10 protein-coding genes are annotated in these 22,620 nt (G+C 56.1%); 2 read left to right on the top strand and 8 right to left on the bottom strand.

Going from position 1 to position 22,620, the window contains the following annotated elements:
- Positions 1-416 precede the first annotated feature (416 nt).
- Positions 417-743: a hypothetical protein gene (locus NO887_RS16940; RefSeq protein ID WP_256419358.1), complete on the bottom strand. Its 327-nt coding sequence runs from the start codon at positions 741-743 to the stop codon at positions 417-419.
- Positions 744-1,026: 283 nt separating this feature from the next.
- Between NO887_RS16940 and NO887_RS16935 the strand changes: the two genes are divergently transcribed.
- Complete coding sequence (locus tag NO887_RS16935) at positions 1,027-2,307, top strand: PD-(D/E)XK nuclease family protein (protein ID WP_256419357.1); 1,281 nt, start codon at positions 1,027-1,029, stop codon at positions 2,305-2,307.
- Between the two features lie 28 nt (positions 2,308-2,335).
- On the opposite strand, the gene pglZ is transcribed toward NO887_RS16935, so the two are convergent.
- From pglZ to pglX, 3 genes are read right to left on the bottom strand one after another with little or no spacing between them, the layout of a single operon-like run.
- A complete protein-coding gene (gene pglZ, locus NO887_RS16930) occupies positions 2,336-4,528 on the bottom strand; it encodes a BREX-5 system phosphatase PglZ (RefSeq protein WP_256419356.1) in 2,193 nt (730 codons plus the stop codon).
- A 4-nt stretch (positions 4,529-4,532) separates the two neighbouring features.
- Positions 4,533-6,674, bottom strand: a complete 2,142-nt coding sequence (locus NO887_RS16925; protein WP_256419355.1) for an AAA family ATPase — start codon at positions 6,672-6,674, stop codon at positions 4,533-4,535.
- A gap of 44 nt (positions 6,675-6,718) precedes the next feature.
- The gene (gene pglX, locus NO887_RS16920; protein WP_256419354.1) at positions 6,719-11,047 is read right to left on the bottom strand and encodes a BREX-5 system adenine-specific DNA-methyltransferase PglX; all 4,329 of its coding nucleotides are present in this window, start codon (positions 11,045-11,047) and stop codon (positions 6,719-6,721) included.
- 932 nt (positions 11,048-11,979) lie between these two features.
- Here pglX and NO887_RS16915 point away from each other — a divergent pair.
- On the top strand, positions 11,980-13,230 hold the full coding sequence (locus tag NO887_RS16915; RefSeq protein WP_256419353.1) for a Cdc6/Cdc18 family protein: 1,251 nt from the start codon (positions 11,980-11,982) through the stop codon (positions 13,228-13,230).
- A 225-nt stretch (positions 13,231-13,455) separates the two neighbouring features.
- On the opposite strand, the gene NO887_RS16910 is transcribed toward NO887_RS16915, so the two are convergent.
- Genes NO887_RS16910 through NO887_RS16895 form a run of 4 tightly spaced genes read right to left on the bottom strand, consistent with a single transcriptional unit; the run spans position 13,456 to position 22,317 of the window.
- Complete coding sequence (locus NO887_RS16910) at positions 13,456-17,298, bottom strand: hypothetical protein (RefSeq protein WP_256419352.1); 3,843 nt, start codon at positions 17,296-17,298, stop codon at positions 13,456-13,458.
- Positions 17,295-17,876, bottom strand: coding sequence for a BREX protein BrxB domain-containing protein (locus NO887_RS16905; protein WP_256419351.1), 582 nt, complete (start codon positions 17,874-17,876; stop codon positions 17,295-17,297). The genes NO887_RS16910 and NO887_RS16905 overlap by 4 nt, the downstream gene beginning before the upstream one ends.
- Entirely contained in the window at positions 17,873-21,553 is a 3,681-nt protein-coding gene (locus tag NO887_RS16900; RefSeq protein ID WP_256419350.1) for a hypothetical protein, read from the bottom strand. Before NO887_RS16900 ends, NO887_RS16905 begins: the two co-directional genes overlap by 4 nt.
- Positions 21,550-22,317 (bottom strand): BrxA family protein, encoded by a 768-nt coding sequence (locus NO887_RS16895; RefSeq protein WP_256419349.1) that lies wholly within the window; start codon positions 22,315-22,317, stop codon positions 21,550-21,552. Before NO887_RS16895 ends, NO887_RS16900 begins: the two co-directional genes overlap by 4 nt.
- Positions 22,318-22,620 lie beyond the last annotated feature (303 nt).

The following is a 22,620-nucleotide window of genomic DNA, read 5'->3' as shown; positions in this document are numbered from 1 at the left end:
CTGTCGCATTCCCCAGTAGTAGAGTGAATCTCCGTGCGAAATGTAGAGGGTTCATAATTCGAGATCGCGTGTTGGGTCGGTTTCATCTAGATGATCGGTATAGGACCCCAACTCCTCGGCGAGCTCTTCTATTGGTATGTTCAGGCGATAGACGGACGTTGAGTTTGACACTGTTTCTCGCTGAACAATCCCCTCTGATTCTAACTTGTTTAGGTATCCCGTCTTGGCGGGAATCCACGGCCGACTGTGGTTCGATGGGGGGAACGGCCACGATGCTCGCCACCCATCGTCCGGTTCCTCGGAAATTTCAACCTGTGCAATGCGAAAAAGAAGATGAACGTAATCTTGTTGTGTTTCATAATCGTCGATCTGACGTATAAAGCCGAGATGATCTGTATTTGAGTCAAGTTGTCGCGTCATAAATTTCCCTCAGATGCCTCCGATTCCTCTTCTGAATCATGGTCGTTTGCTATCTGATCATCTGAATTCTCCTCATCCTTCCCGTCAACATGGTTAGCCGTCTTGAGATGTGCTTGATTTGATTGATTTATTTCCCGTATCTTAGCGCGTGCGAGTTGCTGGGGTTCTTCGTTGGAGGATTGATTCGTTATTTCGACAAGTGCTGGAATCGCTTCTTCACCAAATGTTGCGAGAGTCTTGATAGCATCCAGCCGATTGTCGCCGTACGACGAAAGGGCATTCTCTTTTAGGCCATCTATGGGATCGGTTTGGTCCTCGCTCATACTTGTTCTACTATGCCTCTATCAAAAAGTGTTACCCCTCTACAAAATAGTGTAGAGATAGGAATGAATTCTAGAGAGTCCTAATCGAATTCTTGAACTACACCAGAGAACAGACAAAATATCGACTGAATAGCTGGTGCCTCAGTAGAATTTAACCAACAGATGACGTGCGAGGAAAGTATGTTGGTTAAGAAGAGTCAGACCAGCCCGTGGCAAAAAATATGCTGCTCAGTTGGGCCATCTTCCCCCGCTAGTTATGTCAACCCATGCTGACGATCATGTAATGGTGACTGTCGGGGAGCTGGAAACGCGGTTTCGTGAACTCCGAACGTCACTCGAGGCATTGCCAGATGTGTCTGAGCCGCCGAAGTCGACACTTCGAATTCTTGGATCTGCAAGATCGGAGCAGACGTGGAATACGCTGTTGGCGTATTTTCTTGACCCCGATCAGCCACACGGGTTCGAAACCGACCTGCTGACAAGCTTCTTGGACAGGATCCAACAGGAGGCTGACCCTTCGTTCGAGTACTACCATCGCCATCTCGAGAATATTGAGGTCGAGACCGAAGTCACGTCTCTGGACAACAATCGTCCTGACATAGTGCTCCGCGTTCAAGGGGAATGGTTCCTCTGTGTAGAGTCAAAGGTCGACTCCACTGAGGGTGACCAACAGACGGCCCGATACGTCGATGACACACACATCGGAAACGAACGAAAAGACACGTACTCTGAGGATGGTCACCACTACGTATTCCTCTCGAAAAAGCACACACCGAACTCCAACGCGGACGAGTTCGATGACCTGTATTGGCGGCATATTGTCGAGAGCTTTGAGACGGTACTCGAGCGCTCACACGGCCGCTATCCGGAACGCAGTGTTAGCCAACTACGGGAGTTCCTCTCGACGATAACTCAGGTAACCACTATGGAAGACGACGGTTTCACCGAAATCCAGACGGAGAAAGTCCAGTTGCTCGGGGAGTATCGAGACGACATTGACACGCTGCTCGATGCCGCGGAGTCTCTTCGCGAGCGGGCGATCGAAGACTGGCCGGAACTGTTCAAAAGTCACGTAGATGAAGATCTATGGACGGATGAGTGGCACACCCGTCCGGACCATGGAAAGTGGGGCTGTCTGTTCAAGGACGGTTGGTATCTCGACGACGACAACCTCGAGCCCACGATTGATCGCACGGATACTCACGGTCCGACCGGGTTCCGACTACACTTCGTCCACCTCATTCGCAAGCAAGAATCATTCAGCCGTGGCGAACTCACGTTCATACTTCGGAGTCCAACGAGGGTCGACCTACGAGACGAATTCTACCGACTCTACAACACCGATCGGTGGCAAGATCGGCTTGAAACGCCCCTCAACGATGCTGGAATCACGAACAAGGGACAGAAGAAGGATTACACCCAAAAAACGTACGACGTCGACCAGTCTGAGCTCCCAGAGAGCTACTTCGAGACGCTTGCCACCGCGTTCGCTGAGCATCAACCGCTCGCAGAAATCATCGACGAGATTGTCGCCGAGGCCACCGAGAACCTCCACGAGGAGTGATCCCTTCTGGCGACCGACGCGCGCAATGTCACCCTTGCGTGATACTGATAAAGTCGAGCACGAACTCCTGTGGCAGTAGGCCGCCGTGGTAGAACCGCGCGTCACCGAGCCCCTGCTTTCTGAATCGCTTGAGCGGGCTCGCAAGAATGCTGACGTTGGCGTCGAGATACCCCAACCGCGAGCTGGCGTCAAGGAGCACGCCGGGCGAGTCCCCATCCACATCCTCGCCTGCGATCCATCGCCGGCCAGAGTCGGAGGCCTCAGGCGGCCGTGAAATCCGCTCCGGCGAGGCAGCGTCCGGGAGCAGGACGAACCCGTGATCGGTCAACACGTAGGCCTGATCCCACTCGCCCTGTTCGAGTTTCGTGCCGATGAACGCTGCGAGCGAGTCGACGCGCCGCGCCAGCATCGTCTCGAGGTCGCTGAGTTCCTTTTCGCCGATGTCGTCGATGTCGTTTTTGAAGTAGGCGACACGGGTCGATTGCCACCCATCATTTTCCTCACGAGTGACCGTCCAGCCGTCGCCGCCCAACAGCGACTCGCGGCGGGTGGTCGTCACCCGACGGGCGTTCCGCCGCGGCTGTAACTCGCCATCGACGAGTGAGACGTCGAACATCTTGATCTCGCCCGGTGTGAGTGCGGCCTTCCCGAACTCGGTCTCCGAGGGGAGCGTTCCGAGCCAGACGTCTTCCTCAACGGCGAACTCCGGCGCATCCGCTGGCAGTGTCGCGACATGCTCACGGAGCTCGTCTGCAAGCCGGCGGGCAAGATCGAGACGCAGGGCGTCGATGACGAACAGTGCGATTGTCTGGCCGCTTTCGAGGCCGGCAGACTCCTTCGTGAAGAACTGGTAGGAGTGATCCGCGTCGACGAACGGTGCGCCAGCCTCTACAGTATCGGTGACGAGGTCACCAAGGTCCTCGAGGTACGTGACGTACTCCGACTGGAGCTGGGTGCGGAGATCCGCAAGCGCGGCCGTTGCGGGATGATCGTCAGGGAGGTCCGTCTCGGGGTCGCCGGCGACGACGAGGTTGAGCACCGCATTATCGATCTGCCACGTGCCGTCGTCTGGGTCGGCGAACAGTGAGACGACGTCGTCGGTGGCGTTGTCGTCCCACGTCGCAAACTGCTGGCCGAGGCGGGCAACCTCCGTGGCTTGTTCCCACACCCGTGTCCACGGGCTGTCCGGGCCGTAGCCTCCGCGGTACTGTCCCCGATGGGTTTCGCCCCCCAACAGGGCGTCGTGCCGCTCCTCGGCGCGCTCGAGACACGTCTCGTAGTCGCCAGCGTCAAACGCCGTGTGCCACGCCTCCCAGAGGCGACGTTCGAGTGCGGCGTCGACGACACAGTCCGCGAGTTCCCACGGGTCGTCGACCTCGGCGACGATGTCGGGCCACACCGCCTCACCGAGGTAGCGATCGGCGAGGAGACTCGCCGAGGCGGTGGTGTTCAACAGCTTCTTGATCTCGGGCCGATCGTGAGCGCCAGCCGACTCAGCGCGGAATTCCGGTGGGAATCGGTCGGCGTCGACGCCGGCGTGGATCAGCCACTCGGCGACGGCCCACCGCCGTGTCGCGGCGACGATCTCTGCGGGGTCGTCCTTGCTGGCGACCGCGTCGACGCCCTCCCTCGTCAGCAGGGTCTGCAACTGGCCAACCGTGTCGGGGTCGTCGTCGATGTTCCCCCACCCGTTCTCCAACACGAACGCGACCGGGTCGGTGTGGCCGCCGGTGACGATCTGCGTGCGGAGCTGTTCGAGCGTCGGGAGCCGGCCGCCGGTGAGTTGGTTGTGGAGGATCCGCGCGATTTCGTCGCGCTGTGCGGGATCAGTCGCTTGCGTCGCGCTTTTCAACCCCCACACACCGAGGTCTTCGTCCGTGAACGCGTGGGTGGTGAGGTCTTCGATACCCATCTCCACTTCACCACCCGTGTGTTCGACGTCGCGGAACCAGTCGAAGTCCCCCTCAACATCGTCGGGATGTTTGACGTGTGGGACGTACCAGACCTGTTCGCCGTCGACGGGGTTCGCACGGAGTTCCAGTGGCGTCTCCTCGGCGATTTTGAGGGTGACATCGAGTTCGTCACAGGCCTGCTTGATGATGTCCTCGAGGTAGTTGCCGTCGTCCCACCAGAGGACGATCGGGTCCGACGATTCGGCCTGATCGAACTTGCTCCGGATGGTGTCTTTCGCGGCGTCTGGGAGGGTTTGGGTGGCTTGCATGTTGTTAGGTTGTTTGAGTCTGGAATACGCTACTAAAGAAGACCTCCAAGTCTGGTTGATCGTAGGTATTCAGAGATTGGAACCTCTGGTTCAATTCCTCTTTGGAGTGGCTACTGGGGTCAAATCGAATTGCAGATTCCCGTTTCCCCCCTCCATCGTATGGATAGTAGTCCTCTATGTCTCCACTAAGTAGAAGTATATTTTTATCCAACAGTTCCTCAACCACCCTGACACGTTGCTCTTCGACACTATCTGAAGCCCACAAGTGATTCGGTGGTTCTGACTTTTCGCACTTCGAGAGTATTTTCTCAATTAGCCTTGCATCGTCGTCAGTTGTTTCTTCGTCTTCCTCAAGCCGGGCCATTAGAGACTCTAAATCGTCAAATGCTTCGTCCCAAGGCTTGGTTCGAGTCTCAATGTCCAGATCACCAACAGAATAGCTTGGGCCAGTGAACTCCGCTTCCACCTCATCTTGGAATTGTCCAATCTGTTCTATAATAGACTCATCGGTGACGACTGACTCACACTCTTGTTTTGCGGCGTCCACGTCAAATACGACGAAAGTCTCGATTCCTAACTCATCCAAGAATCGTTTAAATCGGCACACGTCGCCTTTCCCGCCTGCGTTCAATACCGGGATACTTCGTTGATCGAAGTCCCATCTCGAATCGAGAGCCTTAGCGATCTTTTTCAGTACCAACCGATCAGAAACTCCCTCAACGACTAGCACCTTGTCGGCAAACACATAGGACGAAACACTCTGTAAATCGGTAAGACGTGATTTGTCTGCCTCCTCCTGCTCACGAAGGACAGTATGGAACTGTGTTATCTCGGTTCCGTCTTGCGGATTCTTACGGGCGATATTGATCGTATCCAGTATCTTGTGTTGAATCAGCACTGGAGAGTGGGTAGAAAATAGGATCTGTGCGTTAGCACCAACTAATTGATCGAACGTCCTCAACAACGTCTTCTGTAAAGAGGGGTGGAGAAACAGTTCTGCTTCCTCATACAGGATTAATAGAGGGCGGGCATTTTTCACCACCTCATCTGATTCCCCGATTGTGAGCTTTTCTTCTCGAAGATCAGCGAGGGTTCGAAGTAGACTGAATATCAGCGTCCGCTTTACTCCCTCTCCGACATTCTCTTTCGAGAGCGAGTCAATATGCTCCTCCTGTATCTGAATATCGGCGTTTCGGAATAGGTATTCAGTGGAGAGATCGGGAAAATCGAACTTGACCGACTGCTCTTCAAAGGTGCTACTGAGGTGGTCGCTGATGTGGCTCTCGACTTGTTGAATGCTGGGGTGGGTTCGGGGCTGAAAGCCATCGAGTTTCTCTCGGAGTTGCTTGTCGAGTTCATCCTGTACCTCTGACGAGATTTGGTCTACGAGATCGCCGAATTCGCCTCCTCGTTTGGTCGCTGATTCGACTTCTTTGATTGCTGGGATGGAGATTAGCCGTGGGAGGAGTTGGGTCAGGATTACAGATTTTGTACTATCTTTGAATTCCGTTGGCTGAATTCTGAACGTGAGCTTCTCTGGTCGAGAGTCGATATAATCCCAGTACTTGTCCAGCCAAATTCCCTTGTTTCTCTGTTTTTTGTTGGGTATCAGGTCTGCAATCTCTTCGAATTCATCCCGCATTTCCTCCTTATAATCTGCTTTTGAAAAACCGGCTCTCTCTTTTTGCTTCTCCCAATACTCCTCTCGATATTCTTTTAGATGTGATTCCGAGAGTCGGTCGGATTCGGGAAGAAACTGTAGCAGTTTGGTATTCGTACTGAAATCATCCTCCGCCTCAATCCGCTTGCAGATCCCTAGGACACCCTTTGTCCCGTTTACAGTGATGAGTGAATCCCGAACGGGTTCCCGCTTTTCGGGGTCGTCGATTCGGTCTAAATCGTCCTCGTCGACATCAAAGAATCCCCTGACATCGACAGTCTGATCTCGGTTCTTCTGCCAGTAGAGCTCATCGTCAAGTGATTTCTCGGAGTTATCAAGTAAATATTTGACGGCAGACAGTATATTTGTCTTCCCTGCATTGTTTTTGCCTACGATGCAATCCAACCCTTCGAATTCGATTGAATTCTCCCCGGACTGTTCCCGGATAGAACGGTAGCTCTGAATTTCAACGTCGACGAGTTTCATCGAGCATCCACCTCTGAAGGAATGATAGATCGCAGGTTCATCTTTCAGATCACCTTGTCCTCGACGATTTCGGGAACGACGCTCTTCTCCGCGAGTGGTGTAATGTTGATTGCGACGCCGTGTTTGTGATTGGGCTGGTAGCCAGCGGTCGTGACTTCGGAAAGGGCGCGATCGTCCCAGTCTGAAGGAATCTGCTTGTAGACTGACTGGCAACGGTCGTCGATTTCCTTGGCGAGTGCCTTGAACTCCGCTAGCGGTGGTAACTCGTCGACGTCGTCAACGTCTTCGTCGTCCGCAATCTGTTGGAGGTACCCTTCGTCAAGGACGGACGCGTCGTCGATGCCCATCGCGAGCGAGGCGAGAAGCTTCTCGTCCTCAGTTAGATTATCGAAGGGCTCACCATTATCATTGAGGAGTTTGCTCCCCTCACGCTCGAAGTAGTAGGTCATGAAGAGGATGCCCGAACTGGAGTGGTAATCCGAGCCCTTGAGATCCCGGCTGAAATAGTCAAATAAGTCGGCGAGATGTGCTTCCACGGGTTCGTTGCTGGGCTTCCCATATTGTTCACACGCATACTCCAGTTCAGAGAGCGCGTCCAACCACTCCTGACGCTCTCCATCGACATTATTCCAGAATTTCGGCGTGAACTTGTCCTCGAACCAGTCTGCACCCTTCCGGTCGTGAAGCTTGGCCAATGTCTCCAGTCGCTTGGCGGTCTCATCGCGGAAGGTGGCTACTTTCGGAGCGAGTTCCTCGACGCGTTCACGGTCGTCATCGTTGAAATTACGCTCGCTCGTGGAGCCGAGTTCCTGCATCACCTCCTCGAACTCGGCGATCTGTTCGAGGGCGCTCGAACAGAACTCGAACTTGTCGGTGGCGTCGGCACGCTCGGTCGAGGAGAGCGTGTCGTCGTTTCGGCGCTGGTTGGCCGCCGACCGGCGCTCGCGGAGTTCGGCCTTCCGGGGTTCGAGGTACTGGTTGCTCAGGCGGTCGAAGAGACTGGCGTCGATCTGGTGGTAGTCGACGAAGCACGCGAAGCCCTCGCCCTTCGCGTCGGCGAGGAGCCGCGCGGTGCTGAGCTTCCAGACGATGGGCGTGTTCTCCATCGTGTCGACGTGGTAGACGAAAAGGTCGTCCTCGATGAACGACCGGAGATTGGGGTATGCCTCGTCGGCGGCGGACTCGGCCCCAAGGATGTCGTCGACCTCGACAAGGCGGTCTTCGGCGTACTCGCCGTAAACGTCTTCGAATCGCTCGACGATTCGGTCGAGCATGTCGGCCCCATTGTCCGTGCCGTCAAGCAGGATGATGCCGTCCGACTCCTCGCGGACGGCTTCCATCGCGAAGTGGTGGACGAGGTCTTTGACCTGCTCATCGAGGTTGTCGGGGACTTCTGGGACGGATTCCGGGTCGGAGATTTCTCGGTCTTCGGGGTCTTCTGCTGTTCGAAGGAAAATTTCTTTCCGAATATTTTCCTGCGTTTGAGACCCAATATCCAACTCATCGAAGACCTTCTGATCGATAGCCGCAGCTTTTTCTTGTAATTCTTTTTCGTATATTTTCTTTTCTTTTCCAATCTTTGCAGCCAAGCCAGATATGCTTGAGTCACTACTCCGGGGCTCGAAGCTGATATTATCGAGGAATTCAGCGCCAGCTGAATGGGGATGCTGATAAAAGAATTCACTAGTATCCCGATCTGGAAGGAGGGCAGGGCCGAGATAGTACGGACTAGTTGGGCTATCTGACTGTCGCTTTACCATCACCTCATACTGTGATTTGACAATTTCAGTAATTTGATCTTGAGACTGTAATTTCCTATTCCACGGGATCTTTCCCACGTCCCCCGGATTCCAATGTCGCTCCGGAGTTAATGACAGGAAGATCGAATGGTATAGGTCTGAGTTTAGAACTCCAAGTAGGAGCCATGGATCGATTTCTTCGCCGGGAAGCACTACAGATCCCGTCTGATCAAAAATGCCACCGGAAGGGTAGTAACCAAATCTCCTCCCAGTCGCCTTGATATGATTCCACGTTAACGCCTCTTTACCATAGTGTTGGGAGTTCCGGACTACTGATGAATCTACCCGGGAGATTTCGGCCCCTTCATTTCTCCAATTAAGTGCAGAAGTGACTGATGGGAGAATCCACGCCTCTGAACTTCCTTTGGCCAGCGGCTTATAATAATCAATATTGGAAACTTCCCAGTGTTTTCGAATAAACCGCTCATTATCTCCCGTTTGGAGCCCGGTTGCAATAGTACAGGCCGCTTTTCCATCGGTTCCACCAGCATCAGGATCGAGTTTCAGATTAGATTTATGTAAATTTCGAACGGCCTCTGGTGTCCAGTAACTTATTGGATTCCCCGGTATGATGCCAAACTTGCTCTGTTCAACCTCATATAGGCGTTTTATGTCGGTTTCCGCAGATGAGGAAAGTACACTCTCAACAAATACAGGTTCTTTCTGATTCGACTTAAGATCGTGAAGTCGAATGAATGAGCCGCGCTTATTTGGTTTACTTTCGGGCCGGACGACAGTTCCAACCGTCCTTACCGTCGCATTATCAAGTACACCGAGTCCAAATTCAGCCAAATAGTCAAAGGCTCCTTGCTTTTGTAGAAAGTCAGTTCGGAAATCAGAATAGCTTCGCTTGAACATGAAGCTCCTAGGGATTAACATTCCAACGCGTCCGCCAGACTGCACTAACTCTTCACATACCTCGTAGAAGTTAATATAGAACTCAGGGCCGTACTCATATCGTTGTTCTACATATGATTCGACCACATCAGGCATACGACCCTGAGAGCCATATGGCGGATTCATCAACGCCACATCGTAGTCCTGCGCCAGCACGTCCAGCAGTCGTACGAAACTCCGCAAGTCCTGTGCCAAGAACGAGTCCTCCTCCCGGTGCTGGTCGACAGCATCTCGCAGACTGTGGAGAATCTGCCCGAGCGTGTGATCCTCGCGTGGGTCGTCACCGAGCGTGATCTGAACCCCGGACTGCTCGCTGTCGTCCTCGAACAAGTCGCCGAGCGTCCCGCGCACGTCGAGTAGACTCCCAAGGCCGTGAACTTCCTCGAACGCGTCGAGAATGCGGCGGAGGGCATCCTCCACGTCGGACTTCCCGTCAGCCACCTCGTCGAACACCTCTTCAACGCCCTCGATGTCGGCCACCTTCGCATCGGCACAGACGATGCCGACCTCCGGCATGTCGAAGCCGTTCGCACCCTCGGCCTCGGCACGCGTCCGACCCTTCAGATAGAGGTTGAACGCGGCGAGCTGGCAGGCCCGCATGTCGAGGTCGACGCCGTAGAGGTTGTTCTTCAGGATCTCTCGGGGAATCTCGGCGTGGTCGAGATCGGTCTCGGCGCGGTAGATGCGCTCCAGCACGTCGAACGCGTACAGCAGGAAGTGCCCGCTCCCACATGCCGGGTCGATGACGCGGATGTCTCGGGGGCCGTCGAACGCCGGCGGCTCGCCCTCCTCCTCGGAGGGCACGAGATAGGTGCAGAAGTCCGCGATGTCGGGTGACTCGTTGGGGGAGAGTGGCCGGTTCTTGCGCTCATCCGGCGAGAGCAACTCCTGTGTCTCGACGGTATCGCTCAACTCACCGGTGTCCTCGAGGTAGAGCTTCCCGAGCGAGTTGTCGGTGAGCATCCGGACGACCCAGTGGGGCGTGTAGAACTGGTTCGCCGCCGGCACGTCTTCTGGCTCCAGCCCTTCTCGGTCGCCCTTCCGCCGGAGGTCGTCGAGGAGCTTGACGTTGTAGTACTCGTACACCCAGCCCAGCACGTCGTCGGCCCGCCATACCTCGTCGGCGACCTCATCGAGCATTCCACAGATGTCTTCGAACGTGTCGTCGTCGGGATCGATTTGGCTGTAGGCCGTTGAGCGGTCGAAGAGAATGTCGATCTCCTCAGCGAAATCGTCGCACGCGTTCCGGTACGCTTCGAGGACGGCCTCCTCCTCGAGCATGAACTCCTCGGTGACCAGCCGGTCGGCAGCAGGCGTGAGGCCGTCGTCGCGGAAGGCTGTGACCTCGTCGTCGATAAAGTCCCGAACCTCCATACAGCGGAGCGCGGCCAGCCTATTGACGATAGTGTAGCCGACGCCCGTGATGTACTGCTCGTAGCCGTCATCCCAATCGTTCCCGTCGACGGCTTCGAGTTCGATAGCCTCCACGAGATCTTCCTGCTCCTCGCTCAGAGACGCGTCGTCGTCCGGTTTCTCGTCGAAGTTGTACTCGTCCTCTAGCTGGTAGCGGACGTTCGCCTCGACGCGGTCGCGCATCTCGGTGACGACGTCCTCAAGATGCTCGCGCTCTTCTTTATCGAGCTGGGCCTTGCGGGGTTGAGTAGATTGTCCGTCCATACGAGAGTCAGTGATGTTTCAGTGGGACCCGTCGAGGTGTCTTGAAGATTGCCCATCATATCGTTGTGAATGCCGATCTGGCCCGCAGATATCGTGGGGTGGCCCTGTTGAGATCTTCTGTATGTGACTCTGACTCATTCACGGTGCTTTCGGGAGCTGGATCGTGACCGTTGTACCTTTGTCTCCCGCAGTCGTTTCGAGATCACCGGAGAGGCTGGTGACGATCCAGTGGAGCAGCGACAGATCGACTCTCGTACTGACAATTGTTGGTTCGACGTCTCAACCACGGGTGGCCTCCCACACACCATTGTTTCGAGTGTTTTTAGCCGTCTGGTAGGGCCGACAACCGGTTCCTTAGTCGACTCAGACACCCCACCGTTTCGAATGTCTCGCAGGCTTCGACGGCTATCGATATCGAATTTTTCCAGACTCCACCTGTTCAAATCTCTCGGGTGACCGAACGAACGGCACTCTCGTGGGGTCACACACTCCACCGTTTCGAGTGTTCAGGTCGCACTGAATGAGACTATTCAGGCAGTCGAGGCGAATGACACGGGGCTTGCCCCCGAAGCGATCCACGAGTGCGGGTTCAGCGCGCCGAGACCGATGGCCGTATAGTCTACATGAAACATTGACTGGAACCACCCACACTCCACTGTTTCAAGTGTTCGCGGGATAGCCAAGAAGTGTTGGACAGAATAACACCAATAACTTCTCTACTACCCTACCACAATTGTCTAAAAGCAGGTATATGGGTACTGTTCTCATACCTCCTTGATAATTGTTTTCATATAACAAGGTCGCCAAACTCCACTTGGGACATATCCCACCCCAATTCTCTCCGGAACACTCGAAACAGTGGAGTGTCTGTGTGGGGTCATTCGAAACAGTTGAAGCCCCGGTTTTATATACAAACTGTGTGTAAAGACAATATGGGTAATCTCGGTCACCTCACACCCGAAGACGGAATCTTCCTTGATGAGGATGTGCTTCGGGACGACTACGACCCAAATCGGATTCTGGAACGCGACGACGTGTTGAATCGCTACCTCCAGATGTTTTCCGAGGTGATTCGTGGAAAACGACCGCGCAATGTGTTCGTGTACGGTCCGACTGGTGTCGGGAAGACCGTCGGTACTCACCTTGTGCTCGATCGTGTCCAAGAGGATGCTGAGGGCATCGACGGTGTCGACGTAGCGGCCGTCCAGATGGAGTGTCGAGACCTCAACACGAGCTATCAGGTAGCTGTTAACCTCGTGAATGTTCTTCGCGAGCCGACGCCACGATCGAGTATCTCGACGACAGGGTACCCCGAAGGCGACGTATACGACATGCTGTTCGAGGAACTCCGAGAGATTGACTCCACGCACGTCCTGATTGCACTCGACGAAATCGACAATATTGGGACGAGTGACAACGTCCTCTACAAACTCGGCCGTTGTAACAACCGCAACTCGGCTAAATTCGTCGATCCCGATGAGACGAAAGTTGGCCTGATCGGCATTACGAACGATTCGACGTTTCGCGATTCGCTCGATCCTCGCGTCAAATCGACGCTCTGTGAGCACGAAATCCACTTCCCGCCGTATGATGCGAACGAGCTCCGAACAATTCTTGAAGATCGTGCTTCTGACGCGTTCCATGATGGCGTACTCACCGATGACGTAGTCCCAATCACTGCGGCGTTCGCTGCGAAGCGTTCCGGATACGCCCGAACGGCTCTCAATCTGCTGTATACTGCGGGCGATCTGGCTCGCAGCAGCGACACCAACTTAGTAACTGAGGATCATGTCCGTCGGGCCGAAGAAGAAATCCAACAGGGCGCGATCGTAAGTGAGATCGCGTCGCTATCACCGCAGGGAAAAATTGTCGCATACACTCTACTAGCGCTGGATGCCGAAGGTGAACTCCCCGCGAAGATGGATGCCTTCTACGCGTGGTACGAACATGCTGTGCGCCTCGCTGATACTGATGCGGTCACTGCACGAACGGTTCGAGACCTTTTGAACGATCTTGTCATCAACGGTGTCGCGAAGATGGAAGAAATCAATCGCGGACAACGCGGTGGCCGGCACTATCGGTATTCACTCTCAGCGCGTCCCGAAGTCGTCACCAATGGCCTCGCCGACGATGAGACAATCACGAAGCTGGATGATGAGAGAGGGGCTGATCTAATCCACTAGCAGCCTCCAGATTGGCCTGCTCGTTCTGCAGCGAGGGTGAGTTCCTCACCAAGTCACGATACCGTCCGGTTTTCATGAAGTGCTCCTAACGCCTGAAGCTCTGCTTCAGTGGACCGTTAGTACAAGATGGTTGTTCCGGGGAGCTGAACCCGAAGTGAATCCATACTATGTTGCGTATTTGCGAACTGAATATGAATGAGTTCGCCATTATGCAACACCAAAGCGTCAGTCGCCCGGCTCGATCATCACCACTGAGCTATCCGGTAGTTCATCCATGATCTCCCGAATCCGCCGCAACTGCTCGTCAACACCGTCGAGCAACTGCCCGGCCTCTTCGATTAGGTCACCTACGCGTTCTTCACGCGGTGGGGTGGTTCCCTCTACTGCTCCAACAACTTCTTTCGTGAGATCGTGGTTGGGATACTCGGACTGTAGCTCACTAGCGAGTTCTTCGAGTCGCTTGTCGACCTCGAATGGGTTCTCCGCCTCGTCAAGGAACTGTTCAACATCCTCGACACTCGGCGGCTGCGACCGACTGCGCATCTCGCTCACATCGGTCGTAACTGGGTGGTTCGGGTATTCTTTCTCCAGCCGTTCCGATGCCTCTCGAAGCTGCGACCAGAGTGAGGCCTCGTTATTGGATGCTTCGAGGAGCTGCCGTGCCCGTTCGTACCGCTTGGCTTGCTGAACGACCGTCGAGTCGACGAGGTCTTCCTCCGAGAACGAGTCACCGTTCCACGCCGTCTCGAAGAGTTCGTAGAGATCATCGATGATTACACCGTCGAACTCGACTGCGACGCGGTCGGCAGTTTCCTTGCTGCTCCCATCGTGAGCGTAGAGCCACGTCGCAAGACTGGAAACCACGCTCTCGGGCTCTTCGTCCGGCGGCGACTCTCCCGTGATGCGTTCGTACTGCTCGCGGACGACGGTTCGTCTATGATCGTCGGCTTCGTCAATCGTTGCTCGAAGTCGGTCGGCATCTGGCACTTCGCCCCCGCCGACGATCGTTTGCATCTCTCCCGTGATGTCCGCGCCGGGGTAGAGCCGCTGCATCTCCGTCGTTCGCCGGCTGAACTGCTCCCAGAGGGAGTCACCATCCTCGACCGACCGGAAGAGTCCTCTCGCCCGAGCGAAACGTTCGGACTGTTGTTCGATCTGGTCGGATGTGAAATCATTTGTTTCGATAGATTCGCCACCGAGTCCGGGCTGGAGAGCCGTTTCGAGCTCGTCTAGCGAAGCGCCTTCGCCGAACTCTCTGCTGACGCCTCGGAAAACGCGTTTCACCAACACGCTGTTCTCATCTATCCACTCTGCTAACTCAGAGAGCCACGCATCGGGATCGGTTCCCTCTGTCTCTTTGTCGATCAGCGTCTCGACGGTTTCCCGAATCTGCTCTGGATTGGGATCTACGATCGACTCGAAACGGATCTGTACGTCGGTCAGGTTCGTCTTGTTTCTGACCGCTCGTCCAACCTCGTCCGGTTCGGTAATGTACTCGTCGTCACGGCGAAGCGTGATTTTGTTAGCCGTTGCGAGCGTAATCAAGAGTGCCGAGATCGATTCCTGCGGTGTCCCGCGATACGTGCCCCCGCGCTGGACGGTCTGGGCAAGCAGGTCTTCGGCACGGAGCGACTGGATGTCTTCGTACTCATCGAGGAATTCTTGACACCAGCCGTCGGTTAGCTCTGCCCGGTCGGTATCCACACCCAGCGTGACTGCGTCCTCGTTCGAGAGCGGCCAGTCGTCGACACCCCGGAAGAACCTCGCCATCTGCTTGGTGTCCTCGACTTCGGTGATTCCGTTGGTTAGGACGAAACGCGTCCCACTGAACACGGACTGGACTTGCGTTTCCACGATCTGCTCGAACACATCCCCGTATCGCCCGTTTGTCCCACCAGTTCGGACGTAGACATCCGCTTCCTCAAGTTGCTCGCGAATTGCCGACTCGAGCGCCCGCTGTTCGTCACGGTGGTCGGACTCCAAGTCCGGATACGTTTCCGTCTCTTCTGACAGCACCTCCTGCATGCCCATCACGTCTCGCAAGCGGCCGATCGTCGATCCCTGTAGCTCGACGGCGACGAGGACGTGCTCGCCCCCGTCTCGGCCTTTGTTCGTCGACTGCCATGCGTCAACCTGATCACTAATATCCTCGTCGCGGCCCGCAACCAGACGAACACGCACGGCGTCAAACTCCGGCGTCGGTGCTTGCTCGATAGGATCGAGGACGGAGTAGCCGAACCGGAGTGGGACTTTTCGCTCACTCTCGAGATCCACCTCGTGTCGACTGCCCTCAGAGAGCAGGAGGTCGCTTCCCTCTCGAAGGGAGTTCTCCAACTTGGCCGAAAGTCGATGCGACGGAATCTGCTGTGCGCGGGTCTTCGCCCGCGTCAGAATGTCCTCCTGCTCTTCGGAGACCAGCAGGTACTCCTCGTCACCGCGGTCGTTCGTCTCCGTTAGCACCTTCCGATCCTCGAGAAGATCGGAGAGTGCCGATTCGACGTCGCTTCGGACGGAGTCGAACGACTCGGACGTCGACTTGACCATCAGTCGGGCGAGGTTCGCCGGCGTCGACGGCACTTCGGAACGCACCTGATTCAGCAGGTACAGCGCCTTCGCAACGCGAACCGAGAACGCATCCTCGTCGCCACCGGCCGAGGGAATGAGCTTGTTCTCGACCATCTCCTGCACCCATAGCGGGATGTAGGTCGTCTCTTCGACCAACAGGTCGTACAACTCGTCCCACGTGACGAGCGCTCCGACCTGCTTGTCACCCCACTCGAACCGCGTGAACAGTGAACGGACGAGGATGAGCAACGCCCGACCCTGTACGTACTCCTCTTCAGTCACGCGTCCCCGTGGCATCAGTTGTTGAATCACCGTCCTGAGCAGCCCGAGATCGTACTTGCGAAACGGGTACGACTCGATTGCGTCCGGGTCAGCGCCGGCAATGTCGGTGTATGCATCGAGCGTCAGGTCGGGCATTTCCCGGAGCGCGGATTCGACGGCCTGTCCACCCTCGGTCTCCTTCTGTAGCCACCGCTTCCGGACGATGATCTCGGTGTCAGCACCCTCGAGCGGTTCTTGAGCGCCGTACCACGGCTGCTCCGTGACTGCGGTATCGTCGAACTCGCCGTGGATGCGCTCGATCGGATACTGTCCAGTCCCGATGACTGGCGGGTTGGGCCCGACGCCCAACTCCGTCAGCGCTTCCATCGTCTCTTGGAACTCTCTGTAGCGATGCCGGCCATCGCCAATGAACAGCGCCACCTCGTCGAGCCCGATCAGCAATTCCGTCTCGGTCTCAGGCGTGCTCAGCGACTCTTGCGCTGCTTCGACACGGTCGACAAGTTCGTCCGGGTCGAACTCGTCGGGGTCGACCTCCTCAATGGCGTCGTCGATCGACTGCTTGACCTTCTCCCGAGATGGGAACGGTGAGTCATCGAGTGTCGGAACGGCGTCGTAGAGCCAACTTCGTAGCGATGCTCGTTCGTCGTACACCTCCTCGAACGTCTGCCCGTCGTGCTCGATGGTCTGTAGCTGTTCCCAACAGTCACCGTGATTCATATCGAGTTGCCACGCCCACTCGAGCAGCCAATTCGGGTCGGTGGGATACCCGAGTTCGCGACCGATTGCCTCGTAAATGAGGTATGGGAGTGGCGGTTCTTGTGAGGCGTCCCGGTTGAGGAGATTCAAGAAGACGGGCTTCAGCCGGTCAACGTGAGACTTGGCAACGCTTTGCCGGAACGACTGGAAGCCCGGCCATCTGTTCGCTAACTCTTCGCCGAGGTCAGCAAACTCTGAATCGATGTCAGCAGCGAATCCAATGAGCTTCAGGAGGTGCGTCTTCCCCGACCCGAAGGTCGCGGCAATATAGAGGAAGCGTGGCTCTTCCTGTGGATACTTATCGACGAGGGTCCCGAGCGTGGTGAGTACGTCGCGAGCGCTGTCGGTCTCGTAGAACTCACGGACATCGTTTTCGGCCTGCGCTCTGGCATTGACCTTCTGGACTTCCTCGAGTTCGCGGGTCGGTGACTGCTGGAAGATGTCGTGAATGTATGCGTCGCTCATTGGAGGTGCACCCCTTCAACCCGGCCGTCGATCTGGTGGGCTGGATAGTAGTTGCGCGATTCCTCGCCGAAGAAGCTCAGTTTCCCACCGACGATGTCGCCGGGGAACGGGATCCCGATCGTCGACTGAACGTTACGGCGGTCGAGTTCGTCGAGGAGTTCCGATGCTCGCGTGAACGGGTAGAGGCTCCCAAGGTTCGTGAGAAGCACAACGTGACGCTGCTGAGCTGGCGCATCGATTTGCTCGACCATCACCGCAACGAGTTCCTCGGCTAATCGGTCTTGCATCGTTTCGGTGATGGTCGCTGGGTGGCTATTCGTGCCGAGATCGACCGCGAGTTCGAAGACGCCGGACTCAACGAACAACTCGTCCAATTGGAGGACTTGGACGGTTCCGTCATCAGGGAACTCCTCTGTTCGATGCGGGTTCGTTGCCCACTCAGTGAGCCGTTCGGCGATCCGTCGCTCGTATTCCGGCTTGACGGGAACGATCACGAACGGGTTTCTGATGCCGCGTCGCCCGTCGGCAAATTGTGCGAGCCGCTCTGTGAAGTCATGGAAGGGACGGTCTGTCGTCATCGGATGATCACCCCCGTCTCAGTTCGCTCGATACTGAGGTCATGACGATCACTGAGTCGGTCCAGTTCTGCGTCCAGTGATTCGCGATCTGACGGGAGCATCCCAATCGCCGTGATATCTGTGGGCGAGTGGTCCCCAACCAGTGTCTGGAGCTCGTCGAATGTCTCTCGTAATTCATTGACGTGACCAGCATCCACAGCGAGCGGTTCGCTGTCGAGTAGTGTGTTCGTTGCGCGAATATACTCGTCAGCCTCGGTGTTGGTCGTTCCGCTGGTTACTGTCGACACTGCGTTCGAGACGCCGTCATACCACGAGACAGCCCGACGAAGCGGTGTGATGTAGGTGCTCTCAAAGGCTGGTCGAACGTTCGACCCGAACTCGCTCGCGGGACGAATCCATGGATGGTCCTGTACCTCGTCGATGACCGCATCGATCTCTGTTTCTGTGTGGAACGAGTCCCATGCGGCATCGATCGCGGTATCGAGCGCCGGTGTGGTTGTTTGAGCGTCGTTAAACCGATCCCACCCATCATGTGTCCACCAGTCTCCCTCATAGGAGGTGATGCTCTCGCGAAGCGTCTGGCTGGCTGTTTCGCACTCCTCGGTCAGCCAGCCGTACGACTGCTGGGCGAGCGTCAGCTGTGAGTCTATTCGTGTGAGCGCGGCGAGGCGCAAACTCCACACTTCTTTGGCTTCGTCGTACCACTCTCGGGCGGCGTTGGTTGCCTCGACGATGTCTTTCCACTCGGTGTCACGTGATTTGACTTCCTCACGCCGCTCGATCGCGTTCTGCTGGGCAGCCTCGAGCGCCTCACCAAACGACTCAAGCAGGCCATGGACGGCGCGTGATTGAATGTCACTTTCGGCGACCAAGGTGACGTCTTCCACGAGACTCCCGAATCGCCCCGCGAGTGTGTCGTTCGCAGACTGGAGTCTGACGATACCGTCCGGAATCGTCTCTGTCGAGTCCATAAACCCGCCTTCGCGAAGAATCGTTCCGACGCCGTCGCCTTTCGCAATCGTCAGACGCGTCGTCGTCAGCTTGGTCAGGTCGATGACGGCGTCGAGTTCAAGCGAGTCTCCTGTCTCGTCGACGGGCAGGAAGTCTCCTTTCCGGCAGAGGCCCCAGATAATTGCACACAGCGCGGGGCGAGCGTCCTCGTAGATCGGTTTTCTCTCGACGATGCCGTCGAGGATTGTCGCCATCGCGAGGTTCCCGCCGCGTTGTGTCAACTGTTGGCCCGTGAAGGCGCGCACATTGTTCTGGATCGACCCCCCGTGCGTTTCCGGATCTTCGGTTGCGACATCGATCTGCTGGCCCCACGTCGGGAGCGGATCCTGTGCAGAGAGTCCTCGGAGTTCCTGTAAGTGCTCGTCGCCAACTTGCAGCATTACGGGGTGGAAGTCGTCGGGGTAGTTGACGTCGAGGTACTCTTCGACTCCTGAGACCATGCCCCCGATCTGATCGCCGCGATCCGTGACGTCGAACGTCCCGCTTTTGAGCGCCTCGACGAGTTTGCTCTGCACGCGTGCTGCGCGATCGGAAAGATCACGCTCAACAGACTGTGGAAGTGTGTTGTCTCCGACAGCATCCCTGAGCGACCACCACTCGATGAGACTCTCTCGGAGATCATCGAGTCCGTCCTGCCCGATCATCCATTCGAGCGGGTCGCCGTCGGAGTCGACACCAGTTGTCGTGGGAGAAATCCCACCGACGGCGACTTCGACATCAAGAGCGTCCGCAGCGTCGACCGTCGTCTCGAGTTCGACTCCGTCGATACGGAATTCGTAGCGAACAGGATACTGTTCATCGGTATCCGGGTACTCGGCCGAGGTTGGGAGCGAGAGGTCACGAACGATGTCCGCCCAGAGATACCCGTCCACAGCCTCAATAATGGACTGCCAATCCGGGCTCTCGAAGTTCTGTTCAGAGGCCTCGATGATCTCACGTTCTTCGGGATGGGTGAACGCGTACTTCGCCCCTGTTTCGTCGTGCGTCGGGCGGATGAATTTTCGAAGCCGTTGGAGTGAGTCCTCGACGCGGTTCTCCATCTGGAACTGCGTCGGGCCGTCAAGGTCGCTTAATACGGCGACTGCGAGATTCCGCTCGGACATCGGAATCGTATCCGGGATGTGCTGGAGGAGCAACACGGCCTTTGCAACGTCAACATCGAGCTTCTCTAGTTCGCCTGCCTCGTGCCGTTCCTCAATCTCCTCGATAACTCCCACATCCTGTGGCGTGATGTCATCGAGTTCCGGTTCGATGAGGTCGTAGAAGTCGACCAGCGAAATGACGTGCGTCCTGTTACAGGCTGCGATCCACTCTTCAAGCAGTCCATGGACGAGGGCCAGAATTGCCCGTGCAGTTCCCGAGAAAATCGACTTCGCCGGGTCATGCGCTTCCTGCCGGAGGTTTGAGAGGATCTCGAGGAACAGCGGTGGCTGATACGGGAGGAACGGATAGAACTCGACAAGGCGCTCGTGGTCGATGTCGTCGAGTGGCGGTTCGGTATTCTGCTCGATACCCGAGTACACCAGTAGTGTCTGAGGTTCGTTGCTGGTTCGCTCGAGGACGTCTTCGGTGTTCTCTCTCCCTGATCCCGACTTTTTGAGTAGGCGTTGTCTCGATATTTCGCCGACGTGGCGGCTTGGAAGGCCAAACCGGTGTGGGAATCGATCCTTGACGATACTGAAGTCAGCCCCGCGAGCTGCGAACTGTGGCTGGACGTCTTCGATTTTAGCTTGTGCAGTTGCCACCAGTTGGATGTCGCCGTCGCCCGTCTCGTCGACGCTCTCTGCGAGCGTCTGCAACTCGGTGAGTCGGTCGAAATCTGTTCCGATGAAGAGGCTGACCTCGTCGAGCAACAGTACGAGTTTGATTGGGCGGCCAAGTTCATCTTCGCGGTCGCTCCGCAACTGTTCGAGACGCTCGACCATCGCTTGTGGGTCGAGATCCGACGGCATCAGATCATCTAGACCGTCCGCCGTGCCGGTTTCTTCTTCGAATAGTGTGGGAAGCACAGCGTCTGCAAGAGCATTATACTGCTGAACGTCGTCCCAGTCGTACTTTTCGGGAGTGGCGACCGTACTCCGGAGTGCCGTTTGGATGTTGGTAATTCGGTCATCCCACGCGCCGGTCGTCCGGTACCAGTCCTCGAAGAATGCGACATCAAGTTGCGGCGAGAGCCCACCCTCAACGCCCGTAAGCCGTTCCGATGTGTGAGCACCGCGGAGGACGATCTCGCTGAAGCTCAGTTTCTTCTGGCCCTGATGCTTCAGGAGGTTCACCGAGATTGGGATGACTTCGTATTCATTGTGGATCGATGACCACGTGGACTGAAGCGTATCCAGTTCACGGCCGTCGGTGAGCTGTCCCCAGACATCGTCTCGCGACCGCAGCCAGTCACTATCCAACAGCCCGCGGAGCACGCTGAGGAGGTGGCTTTTTCCGCTCCCGTAGTATCCGTAGAGCCAGTAGTTCGCGCCCGACCGCATGTCCTCGGAACGACCGAGCAGTCGTGAGAAGAAGTCGGACAGGAACTCCTCAGACTCGTCGGTCACGTGGTAGGTGTCGATCGATTCCAGTCGGTGATCACTACCGTCGTCTTCCCGGTCGATACGGACAGACTCCTCGAAATCGCTCCCGACATCGGCGGCGAACCAGTCTTCGTCCGTCATATTTCGCCCTCCCACGGGTCAGCCCAACTGTATGTGTCATCAATCGGCTGGAGTCTCAGTTCACCGTGAATGCCGCTCGCTTCCCAGTTTGAATCGTCGCTCAGACGTTCGGCCAAGGAGTCCCAGTACTGGTCCGGCTGGAAGAGGTAGAGCCAGCCAGTCGGTTGAGAGAGCCAGTCATCGCCATGAGTTTCCCACGAGTATCCTGACGCCACGAGTAATGGTGTCGATCCAAGATTGGGAATTTGTCCCTGCTGGGTCTGTTGTGAGTCGAGCACACCGATCTCTCGCATTACTGATCGGATCCCTTCTCCCCAGCGACGTGTTGTCGACTCTGCATAGCCAAACTCACTCCCGTCGCCATAATGAAACTCGTTCAGGAGTCGTTCAATCGTCTCTTGCTCGAAGTCCAGCCCGGCGACACCAGATTCCGGAAGCCGATCGACGTACCGATGGATGGTGTACTGTACGAGCGAGTCATCTTCGAGCAAGTAGAAATACAGTACCTGTGCTTTGTCGCGCACTGTTTCACACTGGTCAAGCACAGAAGGTAGTTGGACGATCGACGGGAGTTCACTACCAGCCGTCTTGAACCGGGAGCTGAGGGCGCGGTAGATCCCTTTCGAACTGCCGCGCGTACTCCGTTGGTCGACTCGCTCGTCGATCCATTTCTCTTCAACGACTGTCCAATCCCGATGGTGGGCGTACAGCCGAGCGAGCGTCTCTGCTCGATCGACGAGAAGGCCACATCGAGTAAGCGTCATCGACACCTCATTGTGAGAAAATGTCGAGTCGAGCGACGGTAGGGAAACTCCCCTTCCGTCGGTGCGCAGAGTCATATATATTCTCAAACCATTCTTACCACTTAGTTGGTGACATCCTCGCTCGCTATGAACAGCGACCGGATATTTTCTGTAGCTCTACCGAATGTGTGCGCTCTTAACCAACAATAGATCCTCTGTAGCAATTGTGTTGGTTAATTTTTTCACTCCCGTCTGATTTTCTAGCTTTGTTGAGCTGCTCAACCGTAGACAGATCTCGTCTGTCGTGTTTTATACACCACTCGT

It is taken from the genome of Halorubrum laminariae (assembly GCF_024494655.1).
Lineage (GTDB): Archaea > Halobacteriota > Halobacteria > Halobacteriales > Haloferacaceae > Halorubrum > Halorubrum laminariae.
Note: the sequence above shows the minus strand (reverse complement) of the source record. Positions and strands in the feature narration are given on the sequence as shown.